Source organism: Mucilaginibacter sp. R-33 (assembly GCF_049949235.1).
Classification (GTDB): domain Bacteria; phylum Bacteroidota; class Bacteroidia; order Sphingobacteriales; family Sphingobacteriaceae; genus Mucilaginibacter.
Genome location: NZ_CP188089.1, coordinates 5,295,341 through 5,311,450, shown reverse-complemented (window position 1 = coordinate 5,311,450; position 16,110 = coordinate 5,295,341). Strand labels below are relative to the sequence as shown.

Here is a 16,110-nt window from a genome sequence, read left to right as displayed (position 1 = left end):
TCAATTACTTAGTAGATTAACTTATATCCTCGGCCACGAACGTTGAGGATACATACTGATGGGTCATCTTTCAAATAACGCCTCAGCTTGGTAATAAATACATCAAGGCTCCGGCTACTGAAATAATCGTTGTTTTGCCAAAGGCTTAACAATAACTCATCACGATTAAGCAGTTGGTTTTTACTCATAATCAACAGGTTAAGAATTTCGCCCTCTCGAGTGGTCAACATGCGGCTGTTCTGTTCAAAATTGAGTTCCCCTTGCGGATAATGAAACGAATACCGGCCAATTTTGGTAATGCCCGCACTTTTAGTTGTCACCAGCCTGTTTTTACTCAGTAAAGCCCTTATCCGAATAATGAGTTCCTCCAGGCTAAACGGCTTCTTTAAATAGTCGTTGCCGCCGCTTTCAAAACCTTCAACCACGTCTTGAGGCAGCGATCTTGAAGTTAAAAAAATAACGGGCAAATCTGTATCCACGTTCCTGATCTGCCGGGCAAAATCAAATCCGCTTCCGTCAGGCAGCATTACATCAAGTACTATAATATCGGGCTTGTTATCGTAATAAACACCTTTTGCGTGAGCGATGGTATCGGCATAAACCACCTCAAACCCGCGCGACTGCAGGCTTTCCTGCACAATTTCGGCCAGTACCGGCTCATCTTCAACTAATAAAACTTTATGGCTAATCATATTGGCCAGGCTAAACTTAGTATACTCCCTTTTCCTGGCTCACTTTCCATTTTGCACCAGCCTCCATGCCGCTCAATAATACTTTTTACATAACTAAGTCCAAGGCCATGACCTTTTATCCGATGCGCGTTTGTGGGTACCCGGTAAAACTTCTCAAATACCAGCGACAGATTGTTAGCCGCTACGCCTATCCCATTATCCTTCACGGCAATGACTAAAAAACTGCTTTTTATATAGATACTTATCTGCAATTGTACATTGGTCCCCGAATACTTAAGCGCATTATCAATCACGTTATTAACAGCATGTTCAAAATACAATTTGTCGGCCGTTACGCAATTTATTCCCGTGTCGTTTACATAATTCCAGTTAATTTCTTTTCCGGGAAGCAGTGTGGCGTTGGTTAAGAACTTTCTTATTTCGATGTCGAGATCAACCGGTTCTGGTTTGATATTAAAATCCTGGTTTTCATACATTGAAATGTTCAGCACTTTGTCAACCAATGCCGACAGCTTTTCCAGTTCATTTTTTGAGTGGGCGAGGTAACGCCCGGTCCTTTCAGCGTCATCAAGCACACCAAAACCAGTTAGTGCTTCAATTGCAGCCGAAGCAGTAGCGATGGGCGTTTTGAATTCATGGGTGATATTACTGATAAAATCATTTTTGATAGCTGACACCCTTTTTTCCCTGAACAGGGTACGTAACAGATAGATAAGGCTAAAAGCCACCAAAGCGATAAGCAATAGCGAGCCGGCAAACATATACCCCATACGCCCTATGATGTATGAAAAAGGATTACTGAACATAGCCCTTACATATTGTTCTTTTCCCTTTTGCTTGTAAGTTGGGTACGATTTGGTGATGATAGGATAGCGGGCCAGCAGTTTTTCATCAAAATGGCTCCGGTTCATTGTGCTGTCGGTTTCGCGTACATAAAACCGGAAAGGAGTCTCGATGTTCCTATCCTTCAGGTAATGGGCAAGCACCGGCCTTAGGCGGGTTGTATCAAAATCATACTTATTGACGTTATCTACCATAAAACCACCCAGATTTTGGGTACGATAGTATACAACATGGTTTTGCAGATCTTCAGTGCGCATGGTGTAGGCAAAACGCGTGGCTATTGCCCATTTAAAAGCCGTGTCCCCGGGCAATAACGCCTTATTAATGCCACGAAAGCTTAATGCCGAAGATGAAAACTTTTGACCCGGCTGATGGGCGTTTGCTATGGTAAAAATGTTCTTCTTCTCTGCTGTATCAAACCTGCTGGTAATCAGAAACTCGGTAGTATCCATCAGCCGTTTGGCAAGCAGTTGCTGGATGGTATCACAACGGAGGCTAAACTCCTTTTTTAATGCGTCCTCAAAAGCCATGTTCACCTCTTTTTCAAAGGTGGCCTGGTTTACAATATAGTAGTTTTTTACCCAGTAAAATTGCAGCAGTAAAACCATGGCAATGGCTACGGCGCATACTACAATAACAAATCGGGTACTTTTAGGCATAACCAAATGTAAAACATCGGCATTAAATATGGCCCGCTGTTAACATAATATAACGTTAGTTAACTTGCCCGATAACACAGTTTTGTTTTTACACTCTTCATTTTTGCAGGTATAAAATCCGTACCTGTCATGAAAAAACTATTTGTTATTCTTTTATCAGCCTGCTTTTTTTCAACATCGGCACAACAAACTTTAAAACCTGGCGATGTCATGCCCGCCATTGTTATAAAACCAATTATTAATGCGCCGGCATTGAACGTTAACCTTGCCGACCCGACTAAAGCACCGTTCTACATTTTGAGCTTTTGGGGAACCTGGTGCAGCCCATGTATTCCCGAAATGGATACCCTGGCTAAGCTGCAAAAAGCAAATGAAGGTAAAATCAGGGTTATAGCCATATCAAACGAGCCGGTTACACGGTTGAAAAAATATCTAATCAAAAAACCGTCGGCCCTGTGGCTCGCCAGCGATACCTCGTTCTTTTTATACAAAGCATTCGGGCTTTCATCTGTTGGGCAAAGCGCCATCATTAACAGCAGGCACATGGTAGTAGCACTCGTAAAAACAGATTTGGTAAACCAGCGGTTTATCAACAACCTGATGAGCGGTAAAACCATTAAATCATCTGCCGAAGTAAAAGAGGTTCCTGTAAACAACCGCAAAGACATTTTTGGTGTAGATAGTACTATTGCCGAAAGTTTTACCATTCGCGGCTACATGAAGGGGCAGCAAAGCATGGGCAGGCATTATCTCAATGCGCCATATGAAGGCAGGAGGGTTAGCTATATTAATGTTTGCGCAGATGTTTTATATAAAGACGCGTTTGACATTACCTCATCTAAACAAATCGTTTACGAGATTGATGAAAAAGCAGTATGCGATTTCGATAATAAAAATTCTCTTTATTGTTTTGACCTGTTAGTTAAACCCGAAGATAAGGATAGCCTCAACCGCATCATGCAAAAAAAGCTGCTTACGTCACTACCTATAAAAGCCCGGATAGCCGAAAAATTAATCCCTGTTTATGTTCTCAGAGTAAACCCAGACCAAAAATTGGCATTCCAGGTATCAACGCAAAATAAATCGATGATCCGTTTTAGCGGGGAAGGGTATAACGGGACATCTGTGTCGTTGGCAAATTTCGCAAATGATTATTTGAGCAATGACCTTGACCGCCCGGTTGTGGATGAAACCGGGTTGAAAGAAAAATACGATATAAAAACCACGGTCGATCTGCGTACGCAAGAGGGAGTAGTACAGTCTGTAAACAAGCTCGGCCTTATACTGGATAAGGCCGAACGTAAAATGAAAGTATTGGTGTTTTATAAATAACACTTACGGGAACCGGTACAGCATCCCCAACCCAATACCTTCATAGCCCTGGGCTTCGGCGGCGGTGTGTTTATCGTAAAGCAGAGTACCGTTAACTGTTGCACTGATGAGCCTGTTAACCTTTGCCGATAATACCAAATCCACACGGTGTGTGATGAACTTAGGCGATTGCGCATAGGGGATAAACAGCGCGTAACGCGTATTAAGGTGGATGTTTTTGGCGATATCTTTATCAAATAGGGCCACAACCTGGAACGCAAGGTCATTTTTAACAGTCTTTAATGTATCCACGCCGTAGTTATCGGGCTTCTTGATGTGAATCTTATCATCAAGTACAAAAGTTTGCCTTGCAGTACCGGTACCTAAACGCAGATCGAACCAGCCTGTTGGCTTATACTCAAAACCGACAGACTCGGTAAGATAACCCGGTGACATAAAGTTTGAAATATACTGCTGATCGAACTTGCCATTGCCTTGATCGACATAATTAAAGCCTTTATCAAACTGCGACTCGAAGGTCAACGCACCGAAAAAATACCAGCTTTTTGATAATTGCGAAGCTACTTTATTATCAAAATAAATACGGTCCTGGGTTTTACGCTTGCCCTGACCTTTGTTTTTTGATACCCCGTAAGTAAGGTTAAGCTCCGACACATAACTGAACGGCGCTTTGTTATATTCGGTATGATAAATAAAATTTGAACCCAATGCCACCGCGCTTACGCCACCTGCCGCATAATTGCTGCTAAAAGCCGACTGGCTAAAGTTCAGCCCGAATGTGATTACCTTTTTCCAGTAGTTTACTTTATAATCGAGCATGGTAACAGGTACCATTTCGCGCTGGATCTGTATGGGGCGAACCCGCGTGGGGATGGCATTTTTGCGGGAATTTATCCGGTATTTATTAAGTACGGCAGTGTCTATTTTAACACTATCTTTTTTCAGGGTATCGGTTTGTGCTTTTGCTGATAAAACGCACGTGACTGATAATGCGAGTATTAGTAATCCCGGTTTTGTTTTTAACATAGTAAACAAATTAAAGCAAAAATCTCCTTTTTTACCCACAATAAACAAAAATGTTGCTTCAGGGTTTAGTCTGGAAAACGACTTTTGGGTAAAAATATTGGAATTTCCGGATATTAAAATGAACGTTGTATTAAGGTTAATCAACCTTATTCGCGGCCAAGATCCTTCTTACTGTCTTCGGGCGTAACAAGCGGGGTGAGGGAATACGGGCGTTTCTTATACTTTAAAAAACGATTGAGGTTGGTTTTGATGGAGGCTATAAACTCATAGTCGCTGGCGGTTTTTACCAGGTAATAACCGGGGCGGTACCGCAACATGAAGTCGGTAAGCTGCTGATCTTTTAAATTGGTTATGGCGCCAACATAAGTTCGGTTAAAACGATAGTCAATAACACTTTGCTGATAGTCTTTCTCAATAGTTTCGCGCAGATGGGCGGCGTTTCTGCCGCTTCGGCTTAACGCATTGTAAATAGCATCAATGCTTAAACCGGCGCCACCAGGACCAAAGCTCAATAAATCTTTATTGTTAAGCGGGCCGAAGATTTTGGTATAATCGTTTTTGGTTGCAGCCAGCCGTTTTTGCGGGTTAAGCAGGGTATCACGCACGATAACTTCTTTAAGCTGGATAGCAGTGCGCTTCATATAAACGGCCAGTGATTCGCCGCCTTGCACTTTCAAAGTATCAGGATGATGATCTGATTTTGTAAAAACAAGCATATCGCCGGGTTGGGCTTCTATCTTGAATTCACCTTTAAAAGTGTTGTAAATTGATTTGCCGGTGGTGATGTTCTGTACATTAACTTTGGCAATGCGGTCTTTGCTGTCTTTATCAAACACAACCCCGTCAACGGTTTTTTGCTGGGCAAAAACTTTAGTTGCGGTCAGGGCCAAACATATTAAAAGCGTCCACAGTTTCATTGAGGATGCAAAAATACGTGTTGCACAGCGGGTGATCATACAATTTAACAACAATTAACCTTTCGAAGACAGAGCCAAAATATCAGGAGTAAAGAATCAAGATAAATATTCGGTGATAACTAATCTCAAATTCTCTTGACTCTTGATTCTTGTTGTCTTGACTCTCTATTTTACGACAACAAGCTTCTGGCCAATTTTAATGCCATTGTCGCTCATACTGTTTAACGCTTTCAGGTCATCAACAGTTATTCCAAAACGTTTGGATATGTTGTATAGTGTATCGCCCTGTTTTACGGTGTAGATCTTATCGTCGGGCGGGGTTTTGGAAAGGGTATCCTGAACGGGTTTACCAATGCTATCGTTGATCTGCGATAATACACGGTCTTCCCGTTTAATTTTAGCAATCTCGCCTTCGGGGCGGTCATACTGATCGAGGTTATATTTTACAATAATATTGATCAGCAACTGCGGATACTTAGGATTAGTGGCATACCCCGCCTTTTTCAACCCATATGCCCAGCCTTCGTAATCGTTCTTATCCAGCTCAAAAAGTTTAGCGTAATTTTTACGTTTTAAAAACGCCGAGTGGTCACGGAAGGAATCTTCCGGGTTATCATAAACGCGGAAGCAATCATTCACGTTATCGTCATCCTTATAATAGCTTTTGCCGGTCCAGTCGCTGGTGCATTTTATGCCGAAGTGATTGTTGGCATATTTGGCCAGGTCACTATTGCCCGCGCCCGATTCAAACAGGCCCTGCGCCAGGGTGATACTGGCCGGGATACCATACTGGTTCATTTCCTGAATGGCGATGGCCTTAAAGCGGTCAATATATTCTAACGAGTTGTATGACCGGTAATTGGCAATAGCATCCTTATTAGCCTTTTGGATAATGCTGTTATTGCGTTTGGCATCGCGGTTTGATACTGTAGTGGTTTTTTTGCGGGCAGAGCATGAATTGAGGCAAACTACAGCAATGAACAGGTATATGGTTTTTCGCATGAGGCTTAAATCTTATTATGTGGCATATAACCAGGGGCCAAATTAAGATTTTATAAACGTAATTATTGCTGTTTAGTTGTTGCGTCGGCCAATTGCGTTTGGTTTGCCGGATTTTCATCCAGGTCATTGAGGTTATACCTGTTAATGATACCCAAAACCTGCGATGCCCATCTGCGGCTACCGGCATAACCGGCACGTTGAATACCTTTTGCCCATCCTTTATAATCATAATGGGTAAGCGCGTCGGCCAGGTGGCTAAACTGCTTGCGCTCGGTCATGATACGTGCAAAGTCCTGGAACGAGTCAAAAACCGACTCGTATCTTTTATAAGAGGTACGAACTTTTTTGTTGTGTTTGGTATAAACTACGGTATTATAACCTTTTACTCCAAACTGGTTATTAAGGTTTTGTGCTATGGTGCTGTTGCCGCAACCCGATTCATGCATGGCTACACCTAAAACGATGCTTGCCGGGATCCCGGTTTCGTGCATGATCTTAATGGCATCATCTTTGAACTTTTCAATGTAAGATTGTGAGGTATTTTTCTGTGCTGAAGCAGCTAATGTTGAAATCAACAGTGTTGTAATCAGTAAGATTTTCTTCATAATTTATTTTTTTCTGATAACCAGCAGCCCATCGCGTACCGGCAGGATCAATTTTTCTATCCTGCTATCAACAGCTATCTGGTCATTTAGTTTGCGGATTCCTTCAGTATCGGCATCTTTTTCAGCGCCGTACACCTTTCCTTTCCACAAAACGTTATCAATTATTATTAATCCTCCGGATCTGACTTTGTCAAAAACTAATTCAAAGTAAGTATAATTATTCTTTTTATCCGCATCAATAAACACCAAATCAAAAACATCTTCCTGTAAATCAGCAATAACGGCCTCTGCGGGCCCAAAATGCAGCTTTATTTTGTTTTCAACATTTGTTAGTTTAAGATGTGAAGTGATGATCTCCTCCATTTCGCGGTTAACTTCGATGGTGTGGAGGATGCCGCCGTCGGCCAAACCCTCGGCCAGGCAAATAGCCGAGTAGCCTGTATAGGTACCTATCTCCAGGATTCGTTTAGGCTGCACCATTTTGCTTAAAAAACTAAGCAGCCTGCCCTGATAATGCCCCGATAGCATGTTAGGTTTTAACACCTTGATATACGTTTCGCGGTTGAGCTTTTTAAGCACCTCCGGCTCCGGGTCGCAATGGTCATCTAAGTAAGCCAGTAAGGCATTAGGGAGAATATCCATCCTGCAAATGTACGGAATTTATTTTTAGTGGAAATTCTGCGCGCTTTTGAAGATGTGATTACTCGGGGTTTTTTCCTTTAATTAACCCTTTTATACTGTTCTCAGCAGGCAAATCTTCAGGCATTGTTCCTCCCAATTCTTTTATTGTTTGCCTTACTTTTTTACCAACCTCATAGTGCGTATCATTTGCCTTTTTCTTCCCTTTTATCTGCTCTCGTTTTAATTTCTCTTCGGTTTGGGTAGCACGAAAAAGATTGGCTGCCAATTCTGTACTGCCCATATGATCCAATATATTCTGGCCTTTTTTTAAGTTTTTCTTATTATGAATTTCTTTGGCTCCTAATCCATCATATAATCCCATATATCCGTGGTTTTGAAAAACTGCGTATTCCCACGGCTGTATCACACCGGCATCCCTTGCAGCATCGGCCAAATGTTTATTGTGCTCAGCCATTTCCTTTCTTAAATACAGTCGCTTTTCTTCTTCACTTTTTAGTTGCTCAAACCCTTGTTCAAGAATTTCCTGTTTTCTTGTCTGCACAGCAAAATAAGTTTGGCCCAAGGCAACAACCTCTTTTGCCGGATCCGCATTTTGAATAATTAAATAACATGCATATCTCGACAGATGTAAATCACCAACATCTCTTTTTGCCCCAGAACCAATTTCGACCATTTTCTCCACCCGGGGAAAATGGTATTCCGGATCCTGTTCGACGTTTGTGCATGCCTCTTTTGCTTTAGCAATCACGTTAAGAAATTTATCCCACTTGATATAATCCAGTATTTTAAATAGTTCTCTACCACTCCAATATTCCTGGCCAATACCATTCAAATGTTTAATTTCTTCAAAAACGCTTTTGTTTTCCATAAATTAAAAATACACTTTATTTTTAATTTGCTAAAAAAAATAGTATTTATTCTTAAAACTTCTCGCTCATCCAACTCTGCAACAATATCACTGCTGATATAATATCTACCTGTTCCTTATTCTGACGGTTCTTCTTGTTCATGCCACTCTGAGCGATAGTTGCTGATGCCATTTTTGAGGTAAAACGCTCATCAACCATTTCGATAGGGATTTCGGGGAATGTTTTCTTTAACAGGTTCACAAAACCTTTTACATGAATGGCCGATTGCGAAGGGGTATTATCCATCTGCTTTGGTTCGCCTACGATGAAACGCTCCACTTGTTCTGATTGCAGATATTTTTTTAAAAACTCGATGATATTATTGGGGTGGATATTATCAAGCCCGGTAGCGATGATCTGCAAAGGATCAGTAACCGCTATGCCGATGCGCTTGGTACCATAATCAAAAGCCATTACTCTCATTTGGTAAAGATATGAGATGTGAGATTAGATGTGAGACATGAGATTTGAGATTTATCTCTATCGCCTCTGTAAAACGGGTGAAAATTATAAATGTAATATCTTTCACTCATTGTCAAAAAATATCCCTGTCTCATATCTCACATCTAAAATCTCATATCTAATTACTATTTTGCACCAAATGCAGTTTAAAGAAATAGTAGGACAGGAAGCAACAAAGCAACGATTGCTTAACACGGTGAGCGAGAACCGGGTAAGCCACGCGCAACTATTTTTAGGCCCCGAAGGTTCGGGCAGCCTGGCGCTTGCTGTTGCCTATGCCCAGTACCTTTCCTGCGAAGACAAGCAGCCCGGCGACTCATGCGGGGTATGCTCTTCCTGCCGGAAATACCAGAAACTGATGCACCCGGACCTGCATTTTTCTTACCCTTTCTTTGCAAAACATAAAGATGATACAGCGCTTACTTTTATTGAGCAATGGCGCGGCGCTTTAACGGCTAACCCATATTTGAGCCTGGATATTTGGCGCGGATACCTGGATGCCGAAAATAAACAGGCCAATATCAATATTGCCGAATGTCACCAGATCATTAAAAAACTAAGCTTTAAGCCTTTTGAATCGGAGTATAAGATCCTGATCCTCTGGTTGCCCGAATACCTCGATAAAGAGGGGAATGCTTTGCTTAAAATTATTGAAGAACCGCAGCCTAATACACTGTTTTTATTAGTAGCCCAAAACCAGGATCAAATCCTGAACACCATATTATCCCGTACGCAGCTGGTTAAAATACCCGCTTTGGAGTACGATGAAATTAAGGCACACTTAATAAGCGTCCATCACCAAACCGAAGAAGCCGCTGCCGAAATAGCTTATTTGAGCAATGGCAACATGACCGAAGCTTTGGCCATGCTGCAACAGGACAACAAAAGCTACCATGAGCTGTTTGTACAGTGGCTGCGCTATTGCTTTGGCAATAAGGGAATTGAGGTAATGGCTTTTGTGGAGCAGTTTGCCAAAATGGGGCGCGAAAACCAAAAAAACTTTTTGCGTTACGGTACCAGCTTTATCCGCGAGTGCTGTTTACTCATTGCCGGAGCGGGTAGCCTGGTACATTTACCGGCAAAGGAACTGGACACGGCTCAAAAAATGAGTAATGTGCTGAGCATTGGCAAATCGCAAATGATTATTGATGAGCTGGAAAAAGCACATTATCATGTGGAGCGCAACGCTAATCCCAAAATCTTATTTTTAGATGTATCTTTACAAATTATTAAAATACTAATAAATAAAAATGTCCCTGCGGGGAATCAATATATGCCAAGTTAATTATGGGATGTGGAAGTTGCTCAACAGGTGGCGGATGTTCGCCTGCGGGCTGCAAAAGTAACGGCAGTTGCCTTACTAATGGTTGCAGCAAATTAGATGTTTACGATTGGCTGTCGCATATGGACATGCCAACTAACTATAAGCCGTTCCAGGTTATTGAAGTTAAGTTTAAAGGCTCGCGCAAGGAGTTTTATTTAAACAACGATAATATTTACCTCGAAGCCGGCGAGCTGGTTGCTGTTGAAGCAACTACAGGTGGCTATGATATTGGCCATGTTTCGCTTACCGGCGAACTGGTGCGTATGCAAATGGTAAAACGCCATGTAAAGGAAGCCGATGTTGTAAAAAAGATCTACCGTAAAGCTACCGTTGCCGATGTTGACAAATGGAAAGCTGCCAAGGATATGGAATGGGAAACCATGCACAAATCGCGCAAGCTGGCGCTTGACCTTAACCTGAGCATGAAGCTGAGTGATGTGGATTACCAGGGCGATAAAACCAAGGCTACATTTTATTATACGGCCGAAGGCCGCGTTGATTTCAGGGAACTTATCAAAAAAATGGCCGAAACCTTCCGCATCCGTATCGAGATGAGGCAGATTGGCATGAGGCAGGAAGCAAGCCGTTTAGGCGGCATAGGTTCATGCGGCCGCGAGCTTTGCTGCTCAACATGGCTTACCGATTTTAAAACCGTATCTACTTCGGCAGCTCGTTATCAAAACCTTTCGTTAAATACATTGAAACTGGCCGGCCAGTGCGGCAAGTTGAAATGCTGCCTTAACTACGAGCTGGATACTTACATGGATGCCTTAAAATACATCCCTGATAATGTAAACACCCTTAAAACCCAAAAAGGGGATGCCCGCCTGCAAAAAACCGACATCTTTAAAAAAATAATGTGGTTTAGCTACCCGGGAGAAGAATCATGGGTTCCACTACCAATAAAAAAGGTTAAAGAGATTCAGCAGCAGAATAAAGATGGTGTGATCCCCGAAGACCTTGGTGAAATTGTTGAAATTGAAACACCAGCCGCAAAAGCGCTCGATTACGAAAACGTGGTTGGCCAGGACAGCCTTACCCGCCTCGACGAACGGCGCAATAACAATAAAAAGAAGAACAAAAACCGCAATAAAAACCAGAAACCCGGAGGCCAGGCGCAAGCCGAGGGCAAACCAGCCAATCAGCAGCCTCAGCAGGGATCGGGTAATCCACAGGAAAAACCGGCACAGCAGCCGCGTCCTGAAGGAAACCGTCAGCAGCAAAATAGTAACAGGCCTCATGGTAACAGACCTCCGCAGCAAAACAGACCGCAGGGAGAGGGCCGGCCTCAGGGCGAAGCCAAACCTCAGAGGGAACCAAGACCACAGGGTGAACCGGGGCCACAAGGCGAAGGAAAACCACAGGGTGAGGGAAGCGGGAATAACAACAGGCGCCGTAGGCCAAACCGCCCAAACCGGAATAATAACAACAACAATAATCAACAGGCAAAACCTGAATGAAACGGGCTTTAAATATCATTTACCCGGCAGTATTGTTATTGGTAACCCTGTTTGCCGGTTCCTGTACCGATCCTAACAGGATCATTGATACCAACACCGAAATTGCCGATCATAACTGGTCGTACGTTAACCGCGTAAACTTTGATGTTAAAGTTGATGATGAAAAAGTTGCCTATAACCAATACCTTAATTTACGGGTTACGGGCAACTATAAATATTCCAACATATTTGTATTGGTTAGTCAAATCTCGCCCGATAAAAAAATGCATACTACGCGTTTTGAAGTAAAGCTGGCCAATCCCGATGGCGAATGGCTGGGCAAGGGATCAGGCAACCTTTACAGCTACCAGGTGCTTTTGCGTAAAGATTATCATTTCCCCACAAAAGGCGTTTACCGTTTTCAGATAGAACAAAACATGCGCGATAACCCACTTCATGAGATCAGCGATGTGGGGTTAAGGATAGAGAAAGCCCAATAATTTATACTAAGGGATATTATAGGTAACGGTAACCGAGCCATGCGTCAACACTTCCCTGTCGGTATCCTGTACAACTATTTTATCATTGTCGTAAATTCTGTAAGTTACGGTATTGCTAACGTCTGATGCAACAACCAGGGTTACCTGGTCGTTTTGATTCAATGTAGCAATATAGTTGTATGATGATCCTTTTGCAACAGCTTTCGCATCAACTATTTTAGGGCTGCTATCCGTTGTTTTATATTCAGATAATGAAACATTAAAGGCATCTGCAGCGCTTACCGTAACTTTTATAGTGTGGGGCTGCGGTGGTTGATCTGTGCTCTTTTTTGAGCAGGACACAAACAACAAGCTTATTAATATCCCATAAATCAATTGCTTCATCATTGTTTTTTATTTGTGAATATGCTTAATTTATACCAGCGAACAAAATTACAATACTAAACCGATCATATTATTACCATTAGGCCGTAAACATCAACCATGAAAAAAATCATCTTTCTACTTTTTATAACCGCCGGAATAGCCTTTACTTCATGCCACAGCTCGGATAAAAGCCCGAACCGCCAAAACGATACCAGCGCGACCAAAGGCCACAGCGGCCCTGCCGATTCAACAAAAACTTCAACAGCCCGAACCACCGACACTACAACTAATTCAGCAGACACCACTACGCTTGGTGCCGATACCGATTCGGCTGTACATCCGGTGCATTAATACCGGCTGATCACTATTTCTTTTGTTCATGATTAAACTAAGAATTAGCTGATCAGTCTACCTTCAGGAGCTTGCTTTTTTGTTGCTTTTAACCTTTTTATTAAATGAAATACCTAAACCTATCTTTTCTTATCATCTTTTTTCCCTTAGTGTTATCAGCTCAAACTAATAATACTATAGCAACGCCCCGGATTGATAAACGTGTAGAATTGCTGAGCATTGTTTTCCGTTTAGCGGGTAACGTAGAATACAATGCACCTGACAATGTTAAATACGTTGCGGATATTCACGAGCATTTTGATAAATTTATTGACCATCCGCTCATTCAATACGCCCGGGAACTGAGGGACAGCAGCGGCATTAGCTACGATGCTGTTATGTCAATGGCCGTTCACTTAAATGAACCACCGGCATTAGAACCATTAGTACCTTTTTCAGTCTCTTTACCAGACAAAAGGTGGACCCTGGAAAGCGCTGTAAAATTTACTGTCCTATTAAAGCAATTTTATAAAGACACTGACTTCGATGGGTTTTTCCATGCCCATTTAGCTGATTATGCTATAGCCGAAAGCCGTTTTAATGTCCTGTTTAAAAAGCTGGATGTATCCTGGTATTATAAATTTTATGGTAAAGCGCCAGCCGAAAATTTCAATATTATCATAGGATTTGGAAATGGCGGAGGAAACTACGGGCCACATGTTTATTTAAACGATCATACCAAAAAAGTATATGCAATTATTGGTTCTGGTACTTTTGATGAGCAAGGCTTACCTACTTATGACGCGGCATCTTATCTGCCTACATTGATCCACGAGTTTAACCATTCATTTATCAATTATCTTACCGATAATTATGAAAGCCAATTGAGAGATGCGGGTGCGCTTATTTACGAAAAGGAGCGCACAAAAATGCGGAAACAAGCTTATGGCGAGTGGAAAACAATGATAAACGAAGCCTTAGTAAGGGCATCGGTAATCAGTTACCTGAAAACTCATAATACCGATACATTGGTGGCCGAACAAGAGCTTAAGCAGCAATTGGCCAGAGGTTTTGTTTGGATGCGGCCATTGGTTAATTTACTTGGTCAATATCAATCAAACAGAAAAACTTATCCTACACTTGAAAGCTTTATGCCTGTTATTGTCGTCTTTTACAATAAATTGGCGCCAAATATCAGTTTTTACGATGAAGACTATCAGCAACATTGTGCCCGGGTAATAGCAGTAAGGCCTTTCAAAAACGGCGATACTACAATAAGAGCCAACACAACTGAAATTATATTTGATTTTGATAAAAAATTGGATGGCATAAAGTACTTTTTTGGCCCGGGAGCCAAGGGTATAGATCATTATCCTAAGTCGGCAAAATTTACCTTTGCTAATGATAACAAAAGCATTATTATGAAAGTTAGCCTGAAGCCCAATACCGAATACCAGATAAATATTGCCGGCGGTATGATGCGGGCAAGCGATGGCTATGCTGTGCAAAACTATATCCTGAATTTTAAAACAGAAAATAGTCCCATCCCTTAATTCACTTGCCTTTCCTGATTAACTTTATTAGTATTTATAAAAATTTATGCTTTACTTTACTAATATTTTTATCAATAAATGACTGGTATTATATTAGTATTTGTATCCCTGATCATCCTACTGATTGCAGTTTTTCTATTCCTGAAAAAACCAAAAGCAGTTGAGCTGATCTCTGCCGAGGAGTTGAGCAAACTCCGGTATGAGCATGATCAGTTTAAAATTTTATTGGCTAAAGCCGAAGAAAAATCTAATGGCTTAGCTGCTGAAAAAGAAAGCATTACCAACTTTTTAAAGGAGGAAAAGAACCGCCTGATTGACGAACTTTTATACGAGCGTACCCAACTTGCACAGGCCAATCAATCCTTAGAAAGTGCCCGGGCCTATTATAAATCGCAGCAGGAAAAACTACAGGAACAAAAGGCCGAAATAGAACAGATACGCACACAGTTTCAGCGCGAATTTGAAAATGTGGCCGAAAAACTGCTCAAAGAAAAATCGAAGGAATTTACCGATATCAACCGTAGTAATTTAGATGTTATTCTTAACCCGCTAAAAGAAAACCTGAAGGCTTTTGAAGATAAGGTAGAGAAAGTCTATAACATGGAAGCGGCCGAGCGGAACACCCTGAAAGGGGTGATCACGCAGCTGATGGATCTCAACAAACAGATTAGCGATGAGGCCCAAAATCTTACCAAAGCACTTAAAGGCGATAACAAAAAACAAGGTAACTGGGGCGAGGTAATTTTGGAGCGGGTACTGGAACGCTCAGGCCTCGTTAGAGACCAGGAATACCGCATCCAAGCCGCCATGCAGGCCACAGACGGTACAAGATATCAACCCGATGTGATCATCGACCTACCCGATGAAAAGCACCTGATCATCGACTCCAAAGTATCTCTCATTGCGTACGAAAAGTTGGTTAATGCCGATACTGAAGACGACCGAAAACTATTTGCCAAAGCCCATGTGGAATCCATCCGCGGGCATGTTGCCGGTCTCTCAGCCAAAAAGTATCACGATTTATATAAGATCAATTCGCCCGATTTTGTGCTGCTTTTTGTACCGATAGAATCGTCTTTCAGCATTGCCGTACAGTTGGATGGCGAGCTGTTCAATTACGCCTGGGACAGGAAAGTGGTGATCGTTAGTCCGTCGACATTGCTGGCTACTCTGCGTACCATTGCCAGTATGTGGAAACAGGAACGCCAAAACCGTAATGTATTGGAAATAGCCCGTTTAAGCGGCGATATGTATGATAAGTTTGTTGGTTTTCTGAGTGATATGGATAGCATTGGCAAAAATATCAACCAAACGCAATCGGCTTATAATAATGCTATCAATAAACTATCAGAGGGTAGGGGCAACCTGACAACTACCGCCGAAAAGATCAAAAAGTTGGGAGCAAAAGCGGACAAGCAAATAGATCAAAAATATATTGGGGAAGAGTAAGCAGTTAAAAAATCATGTCATTGCGAGTAGCAGCAAAGGGTTTTAGTTGAGGAGCGACGCG

Annotated in this window: 17 protein-coding genes; 7 read left to right on the top strand and 10 right to left on the bottom strand. The window is 42.0% G+C overall.

The window, feature by feature from the left end; translation table 11 throughout:
- Positions 1 to 8: 8 nt before the first annotated feature.
- A complete protein-coding gene (locus ACP26M_RS21940; RefSeq protein WP_426583299.1) occupies positions 9 to 692 on the bottom strand; it encodes a response regulator transcription factor in 684 nt (227 codons plus the stop codon).
- The gene (locus ACP26M_RS21935) at positions 689 to 2,194 is read right to left on the bottom strand and encodes a sensor histidine kinase (RefSeq protein ID WP_426583297.1); all 1,506 of its coding nucleotides are present in this window, start codon (positions 2,192 to 2,194) and stop codon (positions 689 to 691) included. The genes ACP26M_RS21940 and ACP26M_RS21935 overlap by 4 nt, the downstream gene beginning before the upstream one ends.
- A gap of 129 nt (positions 2,195 to 2,323) precedes the next feature.
- Here ACP26M_RS21935 and ACP26M_RS21930 point away from each other — a divergent pair, with 129 nt between their 5' ends.
- The gene (locus ACP26M_RS21930; RefSeq protein ID WP_426583295.1) at positions 2,324 to 3,526 is read left to right on the top strand and encodes a DUF3738 domain-containing protein; all 1,203 of its coding nucleotides are present in this window, start codon (positions 2,324 to 2,326) and stop codon (positions 3,524 to 3,526) included.
- 3 nt (positions 3,527 to 3,529) lie between these two features.
- On the opposite strand, the gene ACP26M_RS21925 is transcribed toward ACP26M_RS21930, so the two are convergent.
- The 7 genes from ACP26M_RS21925 to ruvX all read right to left on the bottom strand — a co-directional run bounded on the left by ACP26M_RS21925 (position 3,530) and on the right by ruvX (position 9,049).
- Positions 3,530 to 4,552: a DUF3078 domain-containing protein gene (locus tag ACP26M_RS21925; protein ID WP_426583293.1), complete on the bottom strand. Its 1,023-nt coding sequence runs from the start codon at positions 4,550 to 4,552 to the stop codon at positions 3,530 to 3,532.
- A 146-nt stretch (positions 4,553 to 4,698) separates the two neighbouring features.
- The gene (locus tag ACP26M_RS21920) at positions 4,699 to 5,508 is read right to left on the bottom strand and encodes a hypothetical protein (protein WP_426583291.1); all 810 of its coding nucleotides are present in this window, start codon (positions 5,506 to 5,508) and stop codon (positions 4,699 to 4,701) included.
- 126 nt (positions 5,509 to 5,634) lie between these two features.
- Positions 5,635 to 6,471, bottom strand: coding sequence for a glucosaminidase domain-containing protein (locus ACP26M_RS21915; RefSeq protein ID WP_426583289.1), 837 nt, complete (start codon positions 6,469 to 6,471; stop codon positions 5,635 to 5,637).
- 62 nt (positions 6,472 to 6,533) lie between these two features.
- The gene (locus ACP26M_RS21910) at positions 6,534 to 7,076 is read right to left on the bottom strand and encodes a glycoside hydrolase family 73 protein (RefSeq protein ID WP_426583287.1); all 543 of its coding nucleotides are present in this window, start codon (positions 7,074 to 7,076) and stop codon (positions 6,534 to 6,536) included.
- 3 nt (positions 7,077 to 7,079) lie between these two features.
- Positions 7,080 to 7,718 carry an O-methyltransferase gene (locus ACP26M_RS21905; RefSeq protein WP_426583285.1) on the bottom strand — a complete coding sequence of 213 codons (639 nt, stop codon included), beginning with the start codon at positions 7,716 to 7,718 and terminating at the stop codon, positions 7,080 to 7,082.
- 58 nt (positions 7,719 to 7,776) lie between these two features.
- Positions 7,777 to 8,586: a DNA damage-inducible protein D gene (dinD, locus tag ACP26M_RS21900; protein WP_426583283.1), complete on the bottom strand. Its 810-nt coding sequence runs from the start codon at positions 8,584 to 8,586 to the stop codon at positions 7,777 to 7,779.
- Between the two features lie 52 nt (positions 8,587 to 8,638).
- A complete protein-coding gene (gene ruvX / locus ACP26M_RS21895; protein WP_426583281.1) occupies positions 8,639 to 9,049 on the bottom strand; it encodes a Holliday junction resolvase RuvX in 411 nt (136 codons plus the stop codon).
- Positions 9,050 to 9,227: 178 nt separating this feature from the next.
- Between ruvX and ACP26M_RS21890 the strand changes: the two genes are divergently transcribed.
- From ACP26M_RS21890 to ACP26M_RS21880, 3 genes are read left to right on the top strand one after another with little or no spacing between them, the layout of a single operon-like run.
- A complete protein-coding gene (locus ACP26M_RS21890; RefSeq protein ID WP_354485241.1) occupies positions 9,228 to 10,373 on the top strand; it encodes an ATP-binding protein in 1,146 nt (381 codons plus the stop codon).
- A 2-nt stretch (positions 10,374 to 10,375) separates the two neighbouring features.
- Positions 10,376 to 11,872: a regulatory iron-sulfur-containing complex subunit RicT gene (gene ricT, locus ACP26M_RS21885; RefSeq protein ID WP_426583278.1), complete on the top strand. Its 1,497-nt coding sequence runs from the start codon at positions 10,376 to 10,378 to the stop codon at positions 11,870 to 11,872.
- Positions 11,869 to 12,351: a gliding motility lipoprotein GldH gene (locus ACP26M_RS21880; RefSeq protein ID WP_426583276.1), complete on the top strand. Its 483-nt coding sequence runs from the start codon at positions 11,869 to 11,871 to the stop codon at positions 12,349 to 12,351. Before ricT ends, ACP26M_RS21880 begins: the two co-directional genes overlap by 4 nt.
- A 6-nt stretch (positions 12,352 to 12,357) precedes the next feature.
- Here ACP26M_RS21880 and ACP26M_RS21875 read toward each other — a convergent pair whose 3' ends face one another.
- The gene (locus ACP26M_RS21875) at positions 12,358 to 12,738 is read right to left on the bottom strand and encodes a hypothetical protein (RefSeq protein ID WP_426583275.1); all 381 of its coding nucleotides are present in this window, start codon (positions 12,736 to 12,738) and stop codon (positions 12,358 to 12,360) included.
- Between the two features lie 96 nt (positions 12,739 to 12,834).
- Here ACP26M_RS21875 and ACP26M_RS21870 point away from each other — a divergent pair, with 96 nt between their 5' ends.
- The 3 genes from ACP26M_RS21870 (at position 12,835) to rmuC (ending at position 16,049) form a co-directional block, all read left to right on the top strand.
- Positions 12,835 to 13,068, top strand: a complete 234-nt coding sequence (locus tag ACP26M_RS21870) for a hypothetical protein (RefSeq protein WP_426583273.1) — start codon at positions 12,835 to 12,837, stop codon at positions 13,066 to 13,068.
- A 104-nt stretch (positions 13,069 to 13,172) separates the two neighbouring features.
- Positions 13,173 to 14,600: a DUF4932 domain-containing protein gene (locus tag ACP26M_RS21865; RefSeq protein WP_426583271.1), complete on the top strand. Its 1,428-nt coding sequence runs from the start codon at positions 13,173 to 13,175 to the stop codon at positions 14,598 to 14,600.
- A 78-nt stretch (positions 14,601 to 14,678) separates the two neighbouring features.
- Complete coding sequence (rmuC, locus tag ACP26M_RS21860; RefSeq protein WP_426583269.1) at positions 14,679 to 16,049, top strand: DNA recombination protein RmuC; 1,371 nt, start codon at positions 14,679 to 14,681, stop codon at positions 16,047 to 16,049.
- Positions 16,050 to 16,110: the final 61 nt, after the last annotated feature.